The organism is Lacisediminihabitans changchengi (genome assembly GCF_016634425.1).
Classification (GTDB): domain Bacteria; phylum Actinomycetota; class Actinomycetes; order Actinomycetales; family Microbacteriaceae; genus Lacisediminihabitans; species Lacisediminihabitans changchengi.
Genome location: NZ_JAEPES010000004.1, coordinates 441,855 through 459,517, shown reverse-complemented (window position 1 = coordinate 459,517; position 17,663 = coordinate 441,855). Strand labels below are relative to the sequence as shown.

The following is a 17,663-nucleotide window of genomic DNA, read 5'->3' as shown; positions in this document are numbered from 1 at the left end:
AATGACTGACGACAAGAAGCCCGACGACTCGGAGAACACCGAGCCCACGGGGTCGACCGACGCCGAGGGACTCATCGAGGCGGAAGGTCCCGACATCGAGACCTCCTTCTCCGATGACGACCTCGCCTTCCTGGCCGACCCGTCGGCCGCGGCGTCGACGGACGTCGACCCGGCGGTGGAGATCCTCGGGGACCTCAAGCGCGTTCAGGCCGAGTTCGCCAATTACCGCAAGCGCGTCGAGCGCGACCGGGAGGCGACCCGCGAGCTGAACATCGCCGAGGTGGTCAAGGCGCTGCTCCCGGTGCTCGACGACCTCGCGCTTGCCGAGGCCCACGGTGACCTCACCGATGGCCCGATGGTCGTCATCGTGCAGAAGCTGCGGGCGGGGCTCGACAAGTTCGGGCTCACCTCCGTCGGCGCGAAGGGCGACGTGTTCGACCCCAACCTGCACGAGGCGCTCGTTCAGTTGCCCACGCCGGATGTGACGGTCAACACCGTCGCCGACGTGATCGCGCCCGGCTACAAGATCGGCGAGCGTCTGCTGCGCCCGGCCAAGGTCGCCGTCGCGGTTCCGGCCGAATGAAGACGGCCAAATAAGCACCGCAGAATAAACAGCACCGCACAGAAACACCGCACAACCCGGGTCGAGTCTGCCGGGACCCCAGCCACAACGCTGAAGTGGTCCCGGCGGCTCGACCCTCTCCCACAGAAAGCAGGCGCCCGTGGCCAGCCAAGACTGGTTCGACAAGGACTTCTACGCCGTTCTCGGTGTGTCCAAGGATGTGTCTGAGGCAGATCTCAAAAAGACTTACCGCAAGCTCGCGCGAAAGTATCACCCCGACTCCAACCCCGGGGATGCGGCAGCGGAGGCGAAGTTCAAGGAGATCAGCGAGGCGCATTCCGTGCTGAGTGATCCCGAGCAGCGCCAGGAGTACGACCAGATGCGGGCCATGGGCCCCGGTCGTCCGCGCTTCACCTCCGGCGGCACCGGCCAGGGCGGCGGTTTCGACGACGTCTTTGGCGGCATGTTCAATCAGCAGGCCGGCGGTCAGCGTTATGCGCAGCAGGGTGGCGGCTTCGACGACATCTTCAGCAACCTGTTCGGCGGCGGCGGCAACTTCGGTCAGCCGTCCGGCGGGTTCCGTGGCCAGGGAGGACCGACCAAGGGTCGCGACCTCACTGCCACCACCACACTTGATTTCCACACCGCGATCAGGGGCGAGACGATCCGCCTGCAGCCCGAGGGTGGCAAGTCGATGAGTGTCAAGATCCCCGCCGGCGTCAATGACGGCCAGAAGATCCGCCTCAAGGGCAAGGGCGAGCCCAGCATGGATGGCGGAGCTCCCGGCGACCTGACTCTCACGGTCACGGTGCGCAAGCATCCGATTTTCGAGCGCGACGGCATCAACCTGCGGGTGGATGTTCCGGTCACCTTCACCGAGGCGACCCTCGGTGCGACGATCGAGGTTCCGACCCTCGGCGGCGATCCGGTGAAACTACGCGTTGCTCCAGGCACGCCCTCGGGGCGCGTGCTGCGCGTCAAGGGTCGCGGCGTGGAGACCGCGAAGGGAACGGGCGACCTGCTCGCGACCATCGTCGTCGCGGTGCCCGCGCACCTCAGCGCCGAAGCCACCGAGGCACTCGAGGCCTTCGCAAAGCTGCAGCCCGCCGAGAACCCGCGCGAAGAGCTGCTCGCCAAGGCGAAAGCCGACTGACGTGGAGCCCACCGACCCCATCTTCGCGATCGCGGTCGCGGCAGAGCTCGCGGGCATGCACCCGCAGACGCTCCGCCAATACGACCGCCTCGAGCTCGTGGTGCCGAAGCGCACCGCCGGTCAGTCGCGTCGCTACTCCATGCGTGACGTGGTGCAGCTGCGGGAGATCGCGCGGCTGGGCACGGAGGGCGTGAGCCTGGAGGGCATCCGTCGCATCCTGCAGCTCGAGAACCAGGTGGCGGAGCTCTCCGAGCGAGTCCACGAGCTCGAGGCGGCTCTTGCAGACGAATTGCTGAACCGTCCCGGCCGCCGGATCTTCGCGGGCGGCGGAACGGGTGAGGTCGTCTCGCTCCGGGCCGGCAAGCGTACGCAACGCAATACCCAGCTGGTCGTCTGGCGACCGCTCGACCGCGAGTGACCATGACGGATCTGGCAATTCTCGACACTCTGCGCCGGTACCCCGATCTCGAGGCCCCGAACCTCGTTGCGGTCGATGCCAGCGACCGGCTGATCCTCGACGAGGCGGCGGCGGATGTCGCGGCGGCTGGTCCCGGCGCCGTGGTGACGCTCGGCGATCACTACGGGGCGCTCACCCTCGGTGCCCTAGCGCTCGGCGCCACCGCGGTGCGCAGCTACCAGGACTCGCTGCTCGGCGAGCGGGCGTTGGCGTCGAACGGGCCCGGCGCGGACTACCGCAGCCTGCCGCTCGGCCGCGAGCTACTCGACGGCGCTCGCGTGGTGCTATTGCAGTTGCCGAAGAGCCTCGACGAACTCGACGAGCTGGCGAGTGCGATCGCGCGCTTCGCCGCGCCGGATGTGATGGTCGTCGCCGGCGGACGCCTCAAGCACATGACCCGCGAGATGAACGTCGTGCTCGGGCGGCACTTCGGGGAGGTCACCGCGTCGCTTGCGCGGCAGAAGTCTCGGGCGCTCACTGCGCGCGGGCCCATCGTCACGCCCGACGGTTTTTCGCAGCGCGAATTCCCTCAGCGCGAGTTCCCTCAGCGCGAGTTCAATGAGGAATTGGACCTCTGGGTCTGCGCTCACGGCGGGGCGTTCTCCGGTACCAAGCTCGACATCGGCACCCGCTTTCTACTGAGCGTGATGGATCAGGCGGTACCGGATGCCCGGCTCGCCATCGACCTCGGCTGCGGCACCGGCATCCTGGCCGCCGCAATCGCCCGCTCCCGCCCGGAGTTGCGCGTGATCGCCACCGACCAGAGCCGCATCGCCGTCGCCTCCGCCGAGGCGACGATGGCAGCAAACGACATCGCGAACGTGACCGTCGTGCGGGACATCGGGCTCGAGTCTCAGCCCGACGCGAGCGCCGACCTCATCCTGCTCAATCCGCCGTTTCACACCGGCGCGGCCGTCACTACCGGAATCGCGGAGAACCTCTTTCGTGAGGCGGCGCGCGTGCTGAGGCCGGGCGGCGAACTCTGGACGGTCTTCAACTCGTCGCTGGGCTACCGCCCCGAGTTGCAGCAGCTGGTCGGGCCCACGCGCGAGGTGGCCCGTAACGCGAAGTTCACCGTCGCCGCGTCATCCCGACCCGATTCACGCTCGTGAACCAGCAGTAGAACAGAAGCATCCCGATTCCCGACGTTTACGGAGGAAGTTCGAATGGCCAACATGCAGGGCGCGCCCGGTTCTGACGAAGACCAGAAGTCCCCGCTCGAGAGGTACGGCGTCGATCTGACCGCGATCGCGCGCACCGGCAAGCTCGACCCGGTGATCGGGCGCGACGCCGAGATCCGACGGGTGAGCCAGGTGCTCACCCGCCGCACCAAAAACAACCCGGTGCTCATCGGCGAGCCCGGCGTGGGCAAGACCGCAGTGGTCGAGGGCCTCGCCCAGCGCATCGTCGCGGGCGACGTGGCCGACTCGCTCAAAGGAAAGCGCCTGGTCTCGCTCGACCTCGCCGCGCTCGTGGCCGGCGCGAAATACCGCGGAGAATTCGAGGAGCGCCTCAAAGCCGTGCTCAAGGAGATCAACGACGCCGACGGCGAGATCATCACGTTCGTCGATGAGCTCCATACCCTGATGGGGGCGGGCGGCGGTGAGGGGTCCGTTGCCGCGGCCAACATGCTCAAGCCGATGCTGGCCCGTGGCGAGCTGCGTCTCATCGGGGCGACCACCCTCGACGAGTACCGCGAGTACATCGAGAAGGATGCCGCGCTCGAACGTCGTTTTCAGCAGGTGTTCGTGGGGGAGCCATCCGTCGAAGACACGGTCGCGATCCTGCGCGGGCTGAAGGAGCGCTACGAGGCGCACCACAAGGTGGCCATCGCCGACACCGCGCTTGTCGCCGCCGCGGCCATGAGCAACCGCTACATCAGCGGCCGGCAGCTTCCCGATAAGGCCATCGACCTCGTCGACGAGGCGGCCAGTCGGCTGAAGATGGAGATCGACTCCTCCCCGGTGGAGATCGATCAGCTCAAGCGCGCGATCGACCGGATGAAGCTCGAGGAGCTGGCGCTCAAGAAGGAGAAGGATGCCGCGTCGAAGGCGCGCCTCGAGAAGCTCCGCAGTGAGATGGCCGCCATGCAGGAGACCCTCGACGGGTTGAACGCCCGCTGGGCCGCTGAGAAGGCGTCGCTGCAGGGCGTCGGTGATCTGCGGATGCGCCTCAACGACGCCCGCATCGAACTCGACCGCGCCATGCGCGAGGGTCGGTACCAAGATGCCTCTCGCCTGAACTATGAGGTGATCAAGAAGATCGAAGACGACATCGCCGCCGCGGAGCAAGCAAAAGACACCGGCCCGCGGATGGTGAACGAGCAGGTCACCGAGGAGGACATCGCCGCCGTCGTGGCGGCCTGGACGGGTATCCCGGTCGGTCGTCTGATGCAGGGGGAGACCGAGAAGCTGCTCGGTCTCGAGGGGGAACTCGGCAAGCGACTGGTGGGCCAGAAGCCCGCCGTGCGAGCCGTCGCCGAGGCCGTTCGCCGATCTCGTGCGGGAATCGCCGACGCCGACCGCCCCACCGGTTCGTTCCTCTTCCTCGGACCAACCGGCGTCGGCAAGACGGAGCTGGCCAAGGCGCTCGCCGAGTTCCTGTTCGACGACGACAAGGCCATGATCCGCATCGACATGAGCGAGTACGGAGAGCGGCATTCGGTCGCTCGGCTGCTCGGTGCCCCTCCCGGCTACGTCGGCTACGAGCAGGGCGGTCAGCTGACCGAGTCCGTGCGTCGTCGGCCATACTCCGTCGTGCTGCTCGACGAGGTCGAGAAGGCACACGGCGACGTCTTCGACGTGCTGCTGCAGGTGCTCGACGACGGACGTCTGACCGACGGTCAGGGCCGCACGGTCGACTTCCGCAACGTCATCCTCATTCTCACCTCCAACCTCGGTAGCCAGTACCTGATCGACCCCGCCCTCAGCACCGAGGCCAAGGAAGACGCGGTGCGCGCCACGGTCCAGCAGTCGTTCAAGCCCGAGTTTCTCAACCGGCTCGACGACATCGTGATCTTCTCGACGCTGTCGAAAGACGACCTCGCCCAGATCGTGGAGCTCTACATCGATCGCCTTTCGCGCCGTCTGGAGAACCGTCGCCTCGAGCTCGCGGTGACGCCGGATGCCCGCGCCTGGCTCGCCGAGCGCGGCTACGACCCGATCTACGGAGCGCGTCCGCTGCGCCGCCTGATGCAGCACGAGATCGACGACAAGCTGGCGACCGCGCTGCTGGCCGGGGAGATCGGCGACGGAGACACCGTCATGGTCGACCTGGATTCGGAGAACGACACCCTCAGTATCCGCAAGGCCCACCTGGAGGAATAAGGGCCCGCAATCGGCCCGCTGTTAGGCTGACCGGCGATGAGCACGCACCGGGCACCACATAAGCCAACACACTTCCAGGCGCACATTCAGGGCCTGCGCGCGATCGCCGTCATCCTGGTGGTGCTGTATCACTTCTGGCCCGGGCGGCTCTCCGGCGGGTACATCGGCGTCGACATCTTCTTCGTGATCTCCGGCTATCTCATCACGGGCCAGCTGGCGCGGGAGATCGAACAGACCGGCCGCATCCGCCTTCCCAGCTTCTGGGCGAAGCGGGCGCGCCGCCTGCTCCCTGCGTCGATCACCGTGCTCATCTTCAGCGTCATCGCCACCGTGTTCCTGCTTCCGTTGTCGAGCCTGCCGAGCTCGCTGCGCGAGATCCTGGCCAGCACGTTCTATGTGGAGAACTGGTCGCTCGCCGCCTCCTCGGTCGACTACCTCGCCGCCCACGACGCCACCCTGGTGCAGCACTACTGGTCGCTGTCGCTCGAAGAGCAGTTCTACATCGTCTGGCCGTTGCTGCTGCTGTTCGCGACCTGGCTCGGAGTCAGGTTCTTCTCCAAGCGTCGCTGGCTGCCGATGATCAGCATCGTCATCGCCGTGAGCGTCATCTCGCTGATCGTGTCGGTGCTGTACACGCGAAGCCACCCGTCCGAGGCCTTCTTCGCCACCTTCACCCGGGTCTGGGAGTTCGGCGTCGGTGCCATCCTCGCGTTGCTGCCGCGGCTGCGTCCGCTCGGTGCCTGGCTGCCCAACGTCCTGGGCTATGGCGGACTCGTCGTCATTCTCGCCTCGGCATATCGTTTCGGTCCGACGACCCCGTTCCCGGGATACGCGGCGCTGTTGCCGGTGCTCGGCACCGCCGCGATCATCGCCTCCGGGCGAGCCGAGAAGCCGTGGGATGTCGGCCGCGTGCTGGGCATGCGACCGGCCAGATTCATCGGTGACATCTCGTATTCCGTCTACCTCTGGCACTGGCCGCTCATCATCATCGCCCCGTACATCCCGGGCTGGGGGCTCGACGGCTGGAATCGAGTTGTGCTCTTCCTCGGCTCCTTCCTGCTCGGCTGGCTCACCAAGAAGTTGATCGAAGACCCCGCCCGCACCTGGAAGTTCCTCACCCTGCGCAAGCCGCGGGTCACCTACGGTTTCGTGCTGGCCGCGATGGCGATCACCGCGCTGCTCGTGGGCGGTGTCTTCGCGGTGCAGAACCCGAAGTACCAGGCGGCAGCCACCGAGCTGGCGTCGATCAACGAGAACCCGCCCGACTGCTTCGGCGCGGAGGCGAGTGCAACCTGCGTCAACCCGAAACTGGCGGATGCGGTCATCCCGAGCGCCGGTTTCGGCAATGCGGACACCCCCGGTCACGTCGAGTGCTTCGTGCAGTTGAACGCCTCCGACGTGAAGGCCTGCCACTTCGGTTCGACCAAGGATGACGCGCCGCGCGTCGCCCTGATCGGTGACAGCCATGCGTACCAGTACATCGAGGCGATGATTCGACTCGCCGACGAGAAGGGCTGGGCGCTCACCACGTATCTCAAGGGTGCCTGCCCGTGGAACACCACCCCCATCGGTGGCCCGAGCCCGGAGTTCACCAACTCGTGTGCCACCTGGCTCAGCAACCTCAAGGGGGTGCTTGCACAGCAGCCGAAGTACGACGCGATCTTCGCATCCGCGCTTGCCGATACTCCGTACATCACGTCGTCGAACGATGCGACGCAGGAGATCGCCGACGGCTACGACAAGGCATGGTCGCAGGCCAAGGGTGCCCCGATCGTCACCATCGTCGACAACCCCGACTTCCTCACCGACCCGAATAAGTGCCTGCGGGCGAGCGCGGCGAAGGACTGCACCGAAGCCAGGTCCGACGTGCTGAAGAAGGTCGACCCGATCTCGCTCGCGGCGAAGAAGCACGGCGCTACACTGCTCGACCTGACCGACAAGTACTGCGACGACACCCGCTGCTTCAGCGTCGTCGGCGGCGCTGATGTATACCGGGACCAGGACCACCTCACCGTCACCTGGACCCTCACGATGCGCGACAAGATCGGTGCGGCGCTCGAGTCGCGGCTAGCGCCGGCGGGGTTGTAGCGCTGCATTCGAAATAAATCCTTTCGGCAACTCAACTAATCCCGCGCGTTAATCTGGCGGCCTTAATCGGGTCACATGACGTTCGTACCGTCGTCGCTCGTGCCTTTATACCGAAACGTTTTTGCAGGTCCCCACAGCCGAACGAGAAAGTCCGTCGTCGGGGGGTGCGCCGCGCTGACGGTGCTCCTCGTCTCCGCCCTCGGCGCCGCCCAGATTCCCTCCGCTACCGCTCAGGCGGGCTGGATTCCGGATACTCCCGCGAACTGGTCAACCGTCTCCTCGCGCTCCGTCGGTGCTGAACAGCTCGTCACCGCTGGCGTGACCACTCACTCCGATGTGCTCAACACCGTGGCCGGACGCGAGCCGGCACAGGTCGTATCGATCGACCCGAAGAACGCCAACGTGCGACTCGGTGTCGTGAACGCCGGTGACACTCTGATTAACCCGAAGGACGAGAAGATCACCTCGATGGCGGCCCGAACGGGTGCGGTCGCGGGCGTGAACGGCGGATACTTCGCGATCAATGCGAGCGGTCAGGCCACCGGTGGCCAGATCATCGACGGTGAGATCTGGAAGAGCCCGGAGCCGGGGCGAAACGGAATGGTCGGCGTGAAGCCGGACGGCAGCATCGTGATCGGTGCACAGACGTTCAGCGGCACCATCATCGATGGTGCGGCCAGCCACGCTCTGAGTTCACTCAACTGGACAGACGACGCGACCGGCACGAAGATCACCGAGATCACCCCGCGCCTCGGTGGACCGACCGACGTCGCGGCCACTAAGCCGACGCTGGTGCTCGGGACGAGCACCGACGGCGGAAAGAGCATCACCGTGACGAGCATCAATGCCATCACCACACTGCCTGCGCTCGCCGCTGGCACCGCCGGGTTGCTTGCGTCTGGCGCCGGCGCGACGTGGCTCACTAACTCGATCTCCGTTGGTGACACAGTGACCGTCAGCACGCAGATCGCCCCAGACAACGACCTGCAACAGCTCGTGCAGGGCCCGGGGCAGCTGCTCAAAGACGGCGCGATCTTCACCGATCCGACCAACCAGAACCCGCCCGCAACGCAGCTCAACCCCGAGTCGGCGATCGGAACGACGGTGGACGGCAAGCTCGTGATGGTCGCTCTCGACGGCCACGGCACCACTTCCACCGCGATCGGTGTCACCAGCTCCCAGGTGGCGGGTTACCTGCTGAACCTCGGCGTGCGCGACGCGGTGCTGCTGGATGGCGGCGGCTCGACCGGCCTCGTGACCCGGGCACCTGGCGACACGGTCGCCACGCTGCGCAACACTCCCTCGGACAACACTGGTGAGCGCCCCGTCGGCAACGGCATCTTCGTCTACAGCACGGCGCCGGCCGGAGCAGCACCGACCTCCGCCTCCGTCGCCGGCGGCAACCCGGTGACCGCGGTCACTGGTCTCGCACAGCCCATCAAGGCCTTCGCCAGTGACAACCGGGGCAACCCGGTAGACGATGGCAAGCTGACGGTGACGGCCAACCCGACCAGTCTCGGCACCTGGGCGAACGGCGTGTTCAGCCCAGGGGCCGCGGGCACCGGAACGCTCACCGTGACCGACGGCGCGGCAACCGCCTTCGTGCCGCTCACGGTCGCCGATTCGCTGGCCACGTTGCGGGCGACCCCGGCTGCACCGGACCTCGACAACGGCGCGACGACCACCGAGACGCTGGTCGGCAGCACGGCGGAAGGTCAGTCGCTGCCAGTGACGCCACAGAGCGCGCACTGGACGCTGAGCGATCCGAAGCTCGGCTCGATCGACCCGGCCACCGGGGTGTTCACAGCGGCGGCTGATGGCTCCGGCCTGGAGACGGTTACCGTCACGGCCGGGGGCTCGAGCACCGAGGTCTCGATTGCCGTCGGCAGCACGTCGGTCGAACTCGACCCGCTCTCGGACTCCACCGCGTGGACCTACAGCATCAAGAATGGCGCGACGGCGACGGTCACGACAGACCCGCAGGTTCCGGCTGGGTCGGCCGCGGCATCCTCGATCCGCCTCGATTACACGATGCCGGGCACCAGCGGCGTGCACCAGATGGTGATCTCGCCCAAGAAGGCGATCACGATCAGTGCCAACGCTGCGGGGCAGGATCCGACCGCGCTCGGTGTCTGGCTGCGTGTCGACGACCAGGTGCATGACGCGTTCGAGTTCGCTACCTCGTGGAAGCAGTCGAACGGGCAGAGCACGACCGTCTACGACACCGCGATCGTCTACAACGGGTGGGCGCTGCTCAAAACTCCGATCCCCGCCGGCACTGCTTTCCCGTTGTCTCTCAACTGGATCGACATGCTGAGCATCAACCCCACGAAGGCATCGACCGGCACCATGCGGCTCTCGTCGCTGCAGGCGCTCTATTCGGCGCGGACCCCGGCGGCGAATGACTACACCGCCATCCCGCAGAACCCGAAGTGGCTGAGTTACGTGGAGTCGCCGAGCGAGTTCACCGATGGCGGTCACACCTTCCTGATGGGGGATGACGCGCACATGCTCGCGAACCAGCCCGAAGGCGTGAGCAGTCACGTGATGGATACGATCGCGAAGCGCGTCGGTGGCACGGCTTTCACCTCGTCTGGCAACCAGGAGATCGCACCGCTGCCCGCGGTCGCCGTGCCAGACACCGTGCAGATGCTCGGCGACATGTCCGACGACGGCAAGCAGCCCGACCTCGACTTCGCCAAGGGCAAGATCGCGGCGCTGGGCAAGCCCTTCCACGACCTGGTGGGCAACCATGAGATAACCCAGGGGGCGGATGCGGAGACCGGCGGGTTCTCGAACACCTTCGGCGATACGCATTACTCCTACACCGCGGGCCCGAGCACTGTCATCGCACTCGATAACGCGCACGGTGGCATCACGCTTTCCGACCCGTTCCAGGCCCCCGCGGCGAAGCAGTACCAGTGGCTGCAGCAGCAGCTGGATGCCGTGACCACGCCGGTCGCGATCGTCTCCGTTCACATGCCCGCCTACGACCCGTTCCCAGCCAAGAACAGCCAGTTCAATGACCGCTGGGAGGCGCAGCAGTACCTGAAGATCGTGCAGAGCTACCAGGACACTCACCCGCAGACGCACGTGATCATGACCTACGGTCACGCTCGCGGGTTCTCGGAGCAGATCCTCGATCCGCAGGGCAACCAGGTCAGCGGTTCCGCGGGCATCCCGCAGTTCGTCTTCGCCGACCTCGGAATGCCGGCCTACGGGGCCATTGACCGCGGTGGTTTCTACAACTTCGGTCTGGTGAACGTCACCGCCGATGGGCGCGTGCAGGTCGACGTCGAGCCGGTGATCGAGTCGCTCTCCATCAGTGCAGCAGCGGGTGTGACCAAGGGGGTTCCACTCCCCGTCGGCTCGGGTGTCGTTCTCGCAGCGAGCGGCGTGGAGCAGACCGGCACCAATGTCGCAGATCCGATCACGCTTCCGATCGCTGACCCGGTGTCGCACCGCTGGACGAGTTCCGATCCGAAGGTCGCCTCGGTCGATCCGATCACCGGAGCTGTGACCGCGGTCGCACCTGGCACAGCGTCTATCTCGATCACGGCCGGCGGTCTCACTGACACGGCCGTCGTCACTGTGGTCGCCGCGGCTGCTCCGGGTGACCCCGGCGTGCCGAGCGGCCCAGGCGTTCCCGGTGCGGGCGGCGGAGGGGGCGGAGTCACAACCCCGGTCTCGACATCCGGACCCCTCGCGTTCACCGGTGTGAATGCGTTTGCCGGGCTCCTCGGAGGCGCGCTGCTGATCGCGATCGGCGTAGTCGTGACGATCCTGCGGCGTCGAGCGCGTACCGACGCCCTGCCGCGCGCATAGGCTTGACGGATGCGTGCAACAGTAATTCACGGCGAACGGGACATCCGCCTCGAAGAGGTCCCTCATCCCCAGCTCTCCTCCGGAATCGACGCCATCGTGCGCGTGACCGCGGCATGCGTCTGCGGTTCCGACCTCTGGCCGTATCGCGGCGTGACCCCCACCGACCGTCCGCACCGCATCGGTCATGAGTTCATCGGCGTGGTCGAGGAGGTCGGAGACCAGGTCAGCAAGATCAAGGTCGGCGACTTCGTCATCGCGCCGTTCTACGACTGCGACATGACCTGTGCCAACTGTCTCAACGGCGTCAGCACCTCCTGCCTTCATGGCGGATGGTGGGGACAGGATGACCGGGAGGGCGCGTTCGCAGACGGCGGCCAGGGTGAATACGTGCGTGTGCCGCACGCCGACGGCACGTTGGTGGCGACCCCGTCGCACCCGACGCCGGAGCAGATTCCCGGTGTGCTCACCCTCTCCGACGTGATGGGCACCGGTCACCACGCCGCGCTCTCTGCCGGCGTGACCACGGGCAGCACCGTCGTGGTCGTGGGGGATGGCGCGGTAGGACTCTGCGCGATCATCGCGGCCAAGCGACTCGGGGCATCCCGCATCGTCGCCATGTCGCGGCACGCCGATCGTCAGGCGCTTGCCCGGGACTTCGGTGCGACCGACATCGTCGAGTCGCGCGGCGACGAGGGAGTGGCGGCCATCAAAGCGATGTTCGACGGCATCGGCGCGGACTGCGTGCTCGAGTGCGTCGGCACCGAGGAGTCGATGGATCAGGCCATCCGTTCCACCCGCCCGGGTGGCATGGTGGGCTACGTCGGAGTTCCGAACGGGGGAGCCGAGCTTCCCATCCGTCGCCTGTTCAACACCAACGTCGGCGTCAATGGTGGGGTTGCGCCGGTGCGTAACTACATCGAGGAGCTGTTGCCCGAGGTGCTGTCTGGCGCGATCCAGCCGGGCAAGGTGTTTGACCTGCAGTTGCCGCTCGCCGAGGTCGCCGAGGCGTATGCCGCGATGGACGAACGCCGCGCGACCAAGGTGCTGCTGAGGCCGTAGCTGTTGCTGGTCGAGTAGCGCCCGAGGGACGAGGACGCGTATCGAGGCCCGCTGGACTAGACCCTTCGGCAGGCGCAGGGACCGTACCTCGGTCCCTGCGCCTGTCACTTAAGCCCGGGAGTACCGTGGCCCCAGTATCGATCGGGGAGGATCACAGTGAGCCAAGACGCACACGGGACAGCACAGGATGTCGACGGGCCAGAGCCTGCTCGCGATTTCTCAGATGAGCAGGCCGGGTACCACAAGGGACTGAGTTCCCGGCAGCTGCAGATGATCGCGATCGGTGGCGCGATCGGCACCGGGCTTTTTCTCGGCGCGGGCGGCCGGCTTCACGATGCCGGTCCGCTGTTGGTCTTCGACTATGCGATCTGTGGCTTCTTCGCCTTCCTCATCCTGCGGGCGCTCGGTGAGCTGGTGCTGCACCGGCCGTCATCCGGATCCTTCGTGTCATACGCCCGCGAGTTCTACGGCGAGAAGGCCGCATACGTCGCCGGGTGGATGTACTTCCTCAACTGGGCGATGACCGCCATCGTCGATTCGACCGCGGTCGCCGTCTACGTGCAGTTCTGGAAGGCCTTCACTGTCGTGCCGCAGTGGCTGCTCGCTCTGATAGCGCTGGCCATCGTGCTCACGCTCAACATGATCTCGGTGAAAGTCTTCGGCGAGATGGAGTTCTGGTTCGCGCTGATCAAGGTCGTCGCACTGGTCGCCTTCCTCATCATCGGCGTGGTGTTTCTCGCATTCGCCTTCCCGACGGATGCCGGCCCGACCGGTGCCGCACTCTTCATCAATGAGGGCGGATTCCTCCCGAAGGGCCTCTCCAGCATCGTGATGGCCATCATCATCGTGCAGGGCGTCGTGTTCGCCTACGCCGGCATCGAGCTCGTCGGTACGGCCGCGGGGGAGACGCCGAACCCCGAGAAGATCATGCCGCGCGCGATCAACAGCGTCATCCTGCGCATCGCGGTCTTCTACGTGGGATCGGTGCTGGTGCTCGCCCTGCTGCTGCCGGCCAGCACCTATGCCGCCAACCAGAGTCCATTCGTCACGTTCTTCTCGCACATCGGCAATCCGACGGTGGCGGCGATCGCTGGCTCGGCCATGAATTTCGTGGTGCTGACCGCGGCCCTGTCGAGTCTGAATGCCGGTCTGTATTCGACCGGTCGCATCCTGCATTCGATGTCGATCAGCGGCGCGGCCCCGAAGTTCACCGGGCGCATGAACCGGCGCGGCGTGCCATACGGCGGAATCCTGCTGACGTCGGCGGTGGCGCTGCTCGGCGTCGCACTCAACTTCTTCGTGCCCAAGCAGGCGTTCGAGATCGTGCTCAACGTCTCGGCGCTGGGAATCGTGTCGAGTTGGGGAACGATCGTGCTCTGCCAGATTAAGCTGCAGAAAATGGCGAAACAGGGGCTGCTCGAGCGGCCCAAGTTCCGGCTGTTCGGAGCGCCGTACACGTCCTATCTGACGCTGGCGTTCCTGGTGGCGGTGCTGATACTGATGGCCTTCGACTACCCGGCCGGCACCTTCACGGTGGCCTCGCTGGTGATCATCATCCCGTTGCTGATCCTCGGCTGGTTCGTCTTCCGCGGCCGCATTCTCGCGCTGGCGAAGGCGCGGGAGGGGTATACCGGGCCCTTCCCGACCGTGGCGAACCGGCCGGCCTCGCCGCCAGCTCCCGAGGAGTAGCGCCTCTCGACAGGCGCGGGACCCCAAGCCGAGCGCAGGGACCGATGGCGAGCTAGCGCCCGAGCTCCTCGAGGATGACCGCCACGAAGTTGTCGACGTCGGCCTCGGTGGTGTCGAACGCAGCCATCCAGCGCACCTGGCCGGCCGCGCGGTCCCAGTCGTAGAACCGCACCCGCTCACGAATGCGATCCGCGATCGCGTTGTCGAGCACCGCGAACACCGCGTTGGCCTGGGTCTGCTGGCTGAACGAGAGTCCGGCCGGGTGCGCGGTCTCGAGGGCCGTGCGCAACCGGGACGCCATCGCGTTGGCGTGCCGTGCGGACGTGAGCCAGAGGTCATCCGTCAGCAGCGCGATGAGCTGCGCCGACACGAACCGCATCTTGCTCGCGAGCTGCATGTTCAGCTTGCGCAGATAGCGGAGACCATCGGATGCCGCGGGGCGCAGCACCACGATCGCCTCGCCGTAGAGCAGGCCGTTCTTGGTACCGCCGAAGCTCAGGATGTCGACCCCGGCATCCGTCGTGAAGTCGCGAAGCGGAACCCCCAGGGCCGCCGCGGCGTTGGAGATGCGCGCACCGTCCATGTGCACGGTCATGCCGAGTGAGTGCGCGTGGCTGGTGATGGCCTTCAGCTCATCGACCGTGTACAGGGTGCCGAGCTCGGTGGTCTGCGTCAGGCTGACGGCGAGCGGCTGGGCGCGGTGTTCGTCGCCCCAGCCCCAGGCCTCGCGGTCGATCAGATCGGGGGTGAGCTTGCCGTCGGGGGCGGGGACGGTGAGCAGCTTGAGCCCGCTGACGCGTTCTGGTGCTCCGCCCTCGTCGGTGTTGATGTGCGCGGTGGATGACGCGACGACCGCACCCCAGCGCGGCATCACCGAGGTGAGCGCCGTGACGTTTGCTCCCGTGCCGTTGAAGACCGGGAAGGCCTCGGCCTGGTCGCCGAAGTGCTCGCGCATGACCTCCTGCAGACGCGCGGTGTAGTCGTCTTCGCCATAGGCGATCTGGTGGCCGCCGTTGGCCGCGGCGATCGCCGCGATGATCTCGGGGTGGGCTCCGGCGTAGTTGTCGGAGGCGAAGCCGCGGTAGTCGGTGTCGTGGAGGGGGAGGAATTCGGTCACCCTCCATTGTCTCGCGCCGTTTCGGTGCCTGAGTCCCTAGCGCGTCATCCCTGGAAATCCCCCCCAAACGGGGGATGCGACATTCACTGTTCACCGCTCGTTGCGTCGTTGTGCACGGGCCTCGGGGTCGCTGTTCCCCCGATCTCAATTGACTGCATTCGCCTCGGCGCCCGAGCCGGCACAACGAAAGTCACCTACCCATGTCGATCGGCCCGCGCATCTCGCTGCTGCGATTCTCGTCGCGTCATGCGCCTGCCCTGGAGCCGTGGCAGGAGCACTGCCGTCGCGTTATCGGCGGCCCGGCTCCAACCTACGGATTGCCGACGGATGTGGCGGTGCCCTCGATCGTCGTCTGGCAGCTGCTCTCGCTGAACAACCGCATCCTCGCGCGCAGCGCCCTCCTCTACCCGGGAGTGGACAACGCGGAGGAGCGGGTCGAGCGCCTGGTGGCCGCGAGCGCACGGATTGAGACTCACCTGGTCAGCAATGAAACCCGGAACCTGTTCGGCTGGTTCGCCAGCATCTCGGGCGTGCCGGTCATGACCGCGTCGCGGTGGTTCGTGACCGAGCGCGACCGCCGCAACTCGCTCGAACTCGCCGTCGCGTCGCTCGCGGTCGCCACGGTGCAACCCGGTACCCGGTCGGTGCGCCCGGAACGTGGTCGACGGTGACCGACGCGCGCGGGTTGATCGCGGGGCGATTCCTGCTCGGTGACCTGCTCGGCTCCGGCGGCTTTGCGTCGGTGTTCGCGGCGGTGGACGAGCGCAGCGGTGACGCTGTGGCGCTCAAGCTGCTGCACCCGCATCTTGCGGTCGATGAGAAAGCCACGGCAGCTTTCTTCGCGGAGGCCGATGCGGCCGAGCGGGCCGCGCATCCGGGAGTCGTCCTCGTGGTGGATCGCGGCAGCCACGATGCCGCCGGACAACCCCAGGCCTGGATAGCCCTCGAGTCGGTCGCGGGACACACCCTGGCCGATGTGGTCGCGGCGCGGGGGCCGCTGACCGCGACGGATGTCGTCGACGTCGGTCGCGAATTGGTCGCCGCGCTCGCCGCGGTCCACCATGCCGGGCTGGTGCACCGCGACGTGACCCCGTCGAACGTGATGCTCGACGTCGACCGCCGGGGGCGCCTGCGACCAGGAACAGTACGGCTGATCGACTTCGGGCTGTGTGCGCCCGCGGGCAACCCGGCCGACGACACTCTGCTCGGCAACCCGGCCTACGTCTCGCCCGAGCACGCGCTCGGACTCCCGGTCGACCGCCGTTCTGACCTCTACCAGGCCGGTGCCACTCTCTACTTCGCCGTCGTCGGCCGTGCGCCATTCGAGCGGCCGAGCGCCGAGGCGATGCTGAGAGCACACGTTCAGGCACCGGCGCCCGTGCCGTCCGTGCTGCGGCCCGGTCTTCCGACCTCCCTCGACCGGCTGATCATTACCGCGCTCGCGAAAGCTCCCGAGAACCGCTTCGACGGTGCGGAGGAGATGCTGACCGCGCTGGCGGTGGTCGAGCTTTCTGCAACACAGTCGGACGCTGAAACGCCGGCGGGCGGCACCACGCGCTTCACGGTCCCCGGGGTGACGACGGTCTCTCTCGAGGTAAAGACCGAGCTGCTCGCGCCCGCGCGTCGCGCGCCGGTCGCATCGTCGGCGAAGGTTCGACGCCGGCCCCGAATCGACAATGCTCCACTGTGGGCTGGCGTCGCGGTGGTACTGGCCGTGCTCGGCCTCGGCTGGGCAGCGGCGTCGGGGGCGCCGGGGCCCGCGCCGACGAGGTCGGCCGCGACCGCCACCCCGACGCCCACGACTACCCCGACTCCGACACCTACGATCTCTGTCATCGCCGTGGATCGCACCCGCTCGACCGTCCCGACGCTCACCGGCCTGAGCCTCGGCGACGCCCAATCGGCGCTCGCGGCCGTGGGGCTGGCGACCGGCATCGTGACCAGAACGGATGTCGCTGCGGTCGCCGACACGGTGCTCTCTGCTTCTCAGCCGGCCGGGTCGCGAATCGACCGCGGCACCGCGGTCGACGTGAGTGTCGCTAGCGGCTCCAACGCCGTGCCCCGGGTGGTCGGGCTGAGCGCGACCGCCGCGGTGGACGCGGTGCGGGCGGCAGGGTTCATCCCGAGCCTGATTCGTCGAGTGGATGCCGACCACGCCGATGGAACCGTGCTGTCGAGCGAGCCGGCGGAGGCGGAGAAAGCGCCGGTCGGATCGGAAGTTGCTGTGCTGGTCGCGCGTGCGGCCCCGATCGCCTCCCCGACTGCGACCCCGAGCATGACACCGACGACCGGACCCACACAATGACGCGACACCATGACCCGGCACGTTGTAGTCCACGCTGCGGCCACGCCGGTGACCCGTGCTGTTCACCTATGGCCCCCACGCT

General features: G+C 67.0%; 12 protein-coding genes. 11 read left to right on the top strand and 1 reads right to left on the bottom strand.

What is annotated here, in order from left to right; translation table 11 throughout:
• The first annotated feature begins 1 nt into the window (after position 1).
• The 9 genes from IV501_RS13365 (at position 2) to IV501_RS13325 (ending at position 14,159) form a co-directional block, all read left to right on the top strand.
• Complete coding sequence (locus IV501_RS13365) at positions 2 to 583, top strand: nucleotide exchange factor GrpE (protein WP_200556812.1); 582 nt, start codon at positions 2 to 4, stop codon at positions 581 to 583.
• Positions 584 to 722: 139 nt separating this feature from the next.
• On the top strand, positions 723 to 1,715 hold the full coding sequence (locus IV501_RS13360) for a DnaJ C-terminal domain-containing protein (RefSeq protein WP_200556811.1): 993 nt from the start codon (positions 723 to 725) through the stop codon (positions 1,713 to 1,715).
• Position 1,716: 1 nt separating this feature from the next.
• On the top strand, positions 1,717 to 2,133 hold the full coding sequence (locus tag IV501_RS13355) for a heat shock protein transcriptional repressor HspR (RefSeq protein WP_200556810.1): 417 nt from the start codon (positions 1,717 to 1,719) through the stop codon (positions 2,131 to 2,133).
• Positions 2,134 to 2,135: 2 nt separating this feature from the next.
• Positions 2,136 to 3,284: a class I SAM-dependent methyltransferase gene (locus IV501_RS13350; protein ID WP_200556809.1), complete on the top strand. Its 1,149-nt coding sequence runs from the start codon at positions 2,136 to 2,138 to the stop codon at positions 3,282 to 3,284.
• Positions 3,285 to 3,338: 54 nt separating this feature from the next.
• Entirely contained in the window at positions 3,339 to 5,498 is a 2,160-nt protein-coding gene (locus tag IV501_RS13345; RefSeq protein ID WP_200556808.1) for an ATP-dependent Clp protease ATP-binding subunit, read from the top strand.
• 36 nt (positions 5,499 to 5,534) lie between these two features.
• Positions 5,535 to 7,586 carry an acyltransferase family protein gene (locus IV501_RS13340; protein WP_200556807.1) on the top strand — a complete coding sequence of 684 codons (2,052 nt, stop codon included), beginning with the start codon at positions 5,535 to 5,537 and terminating at the stop codon, positions 7,584 to 7,586.
• Between the two features lie 180 nt (positions 7,587 to 7,766).
• The gene (locus tag IV501_RS13335) at positions 7,767 to 11,411 is read left to right on the top strand and encodes a phosphodiester glycosidase family protein (protein ID WP_200556806.1); all 3,645 of its coding nucleotides are present in this window, start codon (positions 7,767 to 7,769) and stop codon (positions 11,409 to 11,411) included.
• A gap of 9 nt (positions 11,412 to 11,420) precedes the next feature.
• Entirely contained in the window at positions 11,421 to 12,470 is a 1,050-nt protein-coding gene (locus IV501_RS13330) for a zinc-dependent alcohol dehydrogenase family protein (RefSeq protein WP_200556805.1), read from the top strand.
• Between the two features lie 156 nt (positions 12,471 to 12,626).
• Positions 12,627 to 14,159 (top strand): amino acid permease, encoded by a 1,533-nt coding sequence (locus IV501_RS13325; RefSeq protein WP_307812289.1) that lies wholly within the window; start codon positions 12,627 to 12,629, stop codon positions 14,157 to 14,159.
• Positions 14,160 to 14,211: 52 nt separating this feature from the next.
• Here IV501_RS13325 and IV501_RS13320 read toward each other — a convergent pair whose 3' ends face one another.
• Positions 14,212 to 15,276, bottom strand: coding sequence for a threonine aldolase family protein (locus tag IV501_RS13320; RefSeq protein WP_200556804.1), 1,065 nt, complete (start codon positions 15,274 to 15,276; stop codon positions 14,212 to 14,214).
• A gap of 200 nt (positions 15,277 to 15,476) precedes the next feature.
• On the opposite strand from IV501_RS13320, the gene IV501_RS13315 reads away from it, so the two are divergent.
• Together IV501_RS13315 and IV501_RS13310 are read left to right on the top strand one after the other, a co-directional pair.
• On the top strand, positions 15,477 to 15,947 hold the full coding sequence (locus IV501_RS13315; protein ID WP_200556803.1) for a hypothetical protein: 471 nt from the start codon (positions 15,477 to 15,479) through the stop codon (positions 15,945 to 15,947).
• Positions 15,944 to 17,581, top strand: a complete 1,638-nt coding sequence (locus tag IV501_RS13310; protein WP_200556802.1) for a protein kinase domain-containing protein — start codon at positions 15,944 to 15,946, stop codon at positions 17,579 to 17,581. Before IV501_RS13315 ends, IV501_RS13310 begins: the two co-directional genes overlap by 4 nt.
• Positions 17,582 to 17,663: the final 82 nt, after the last annotated feature.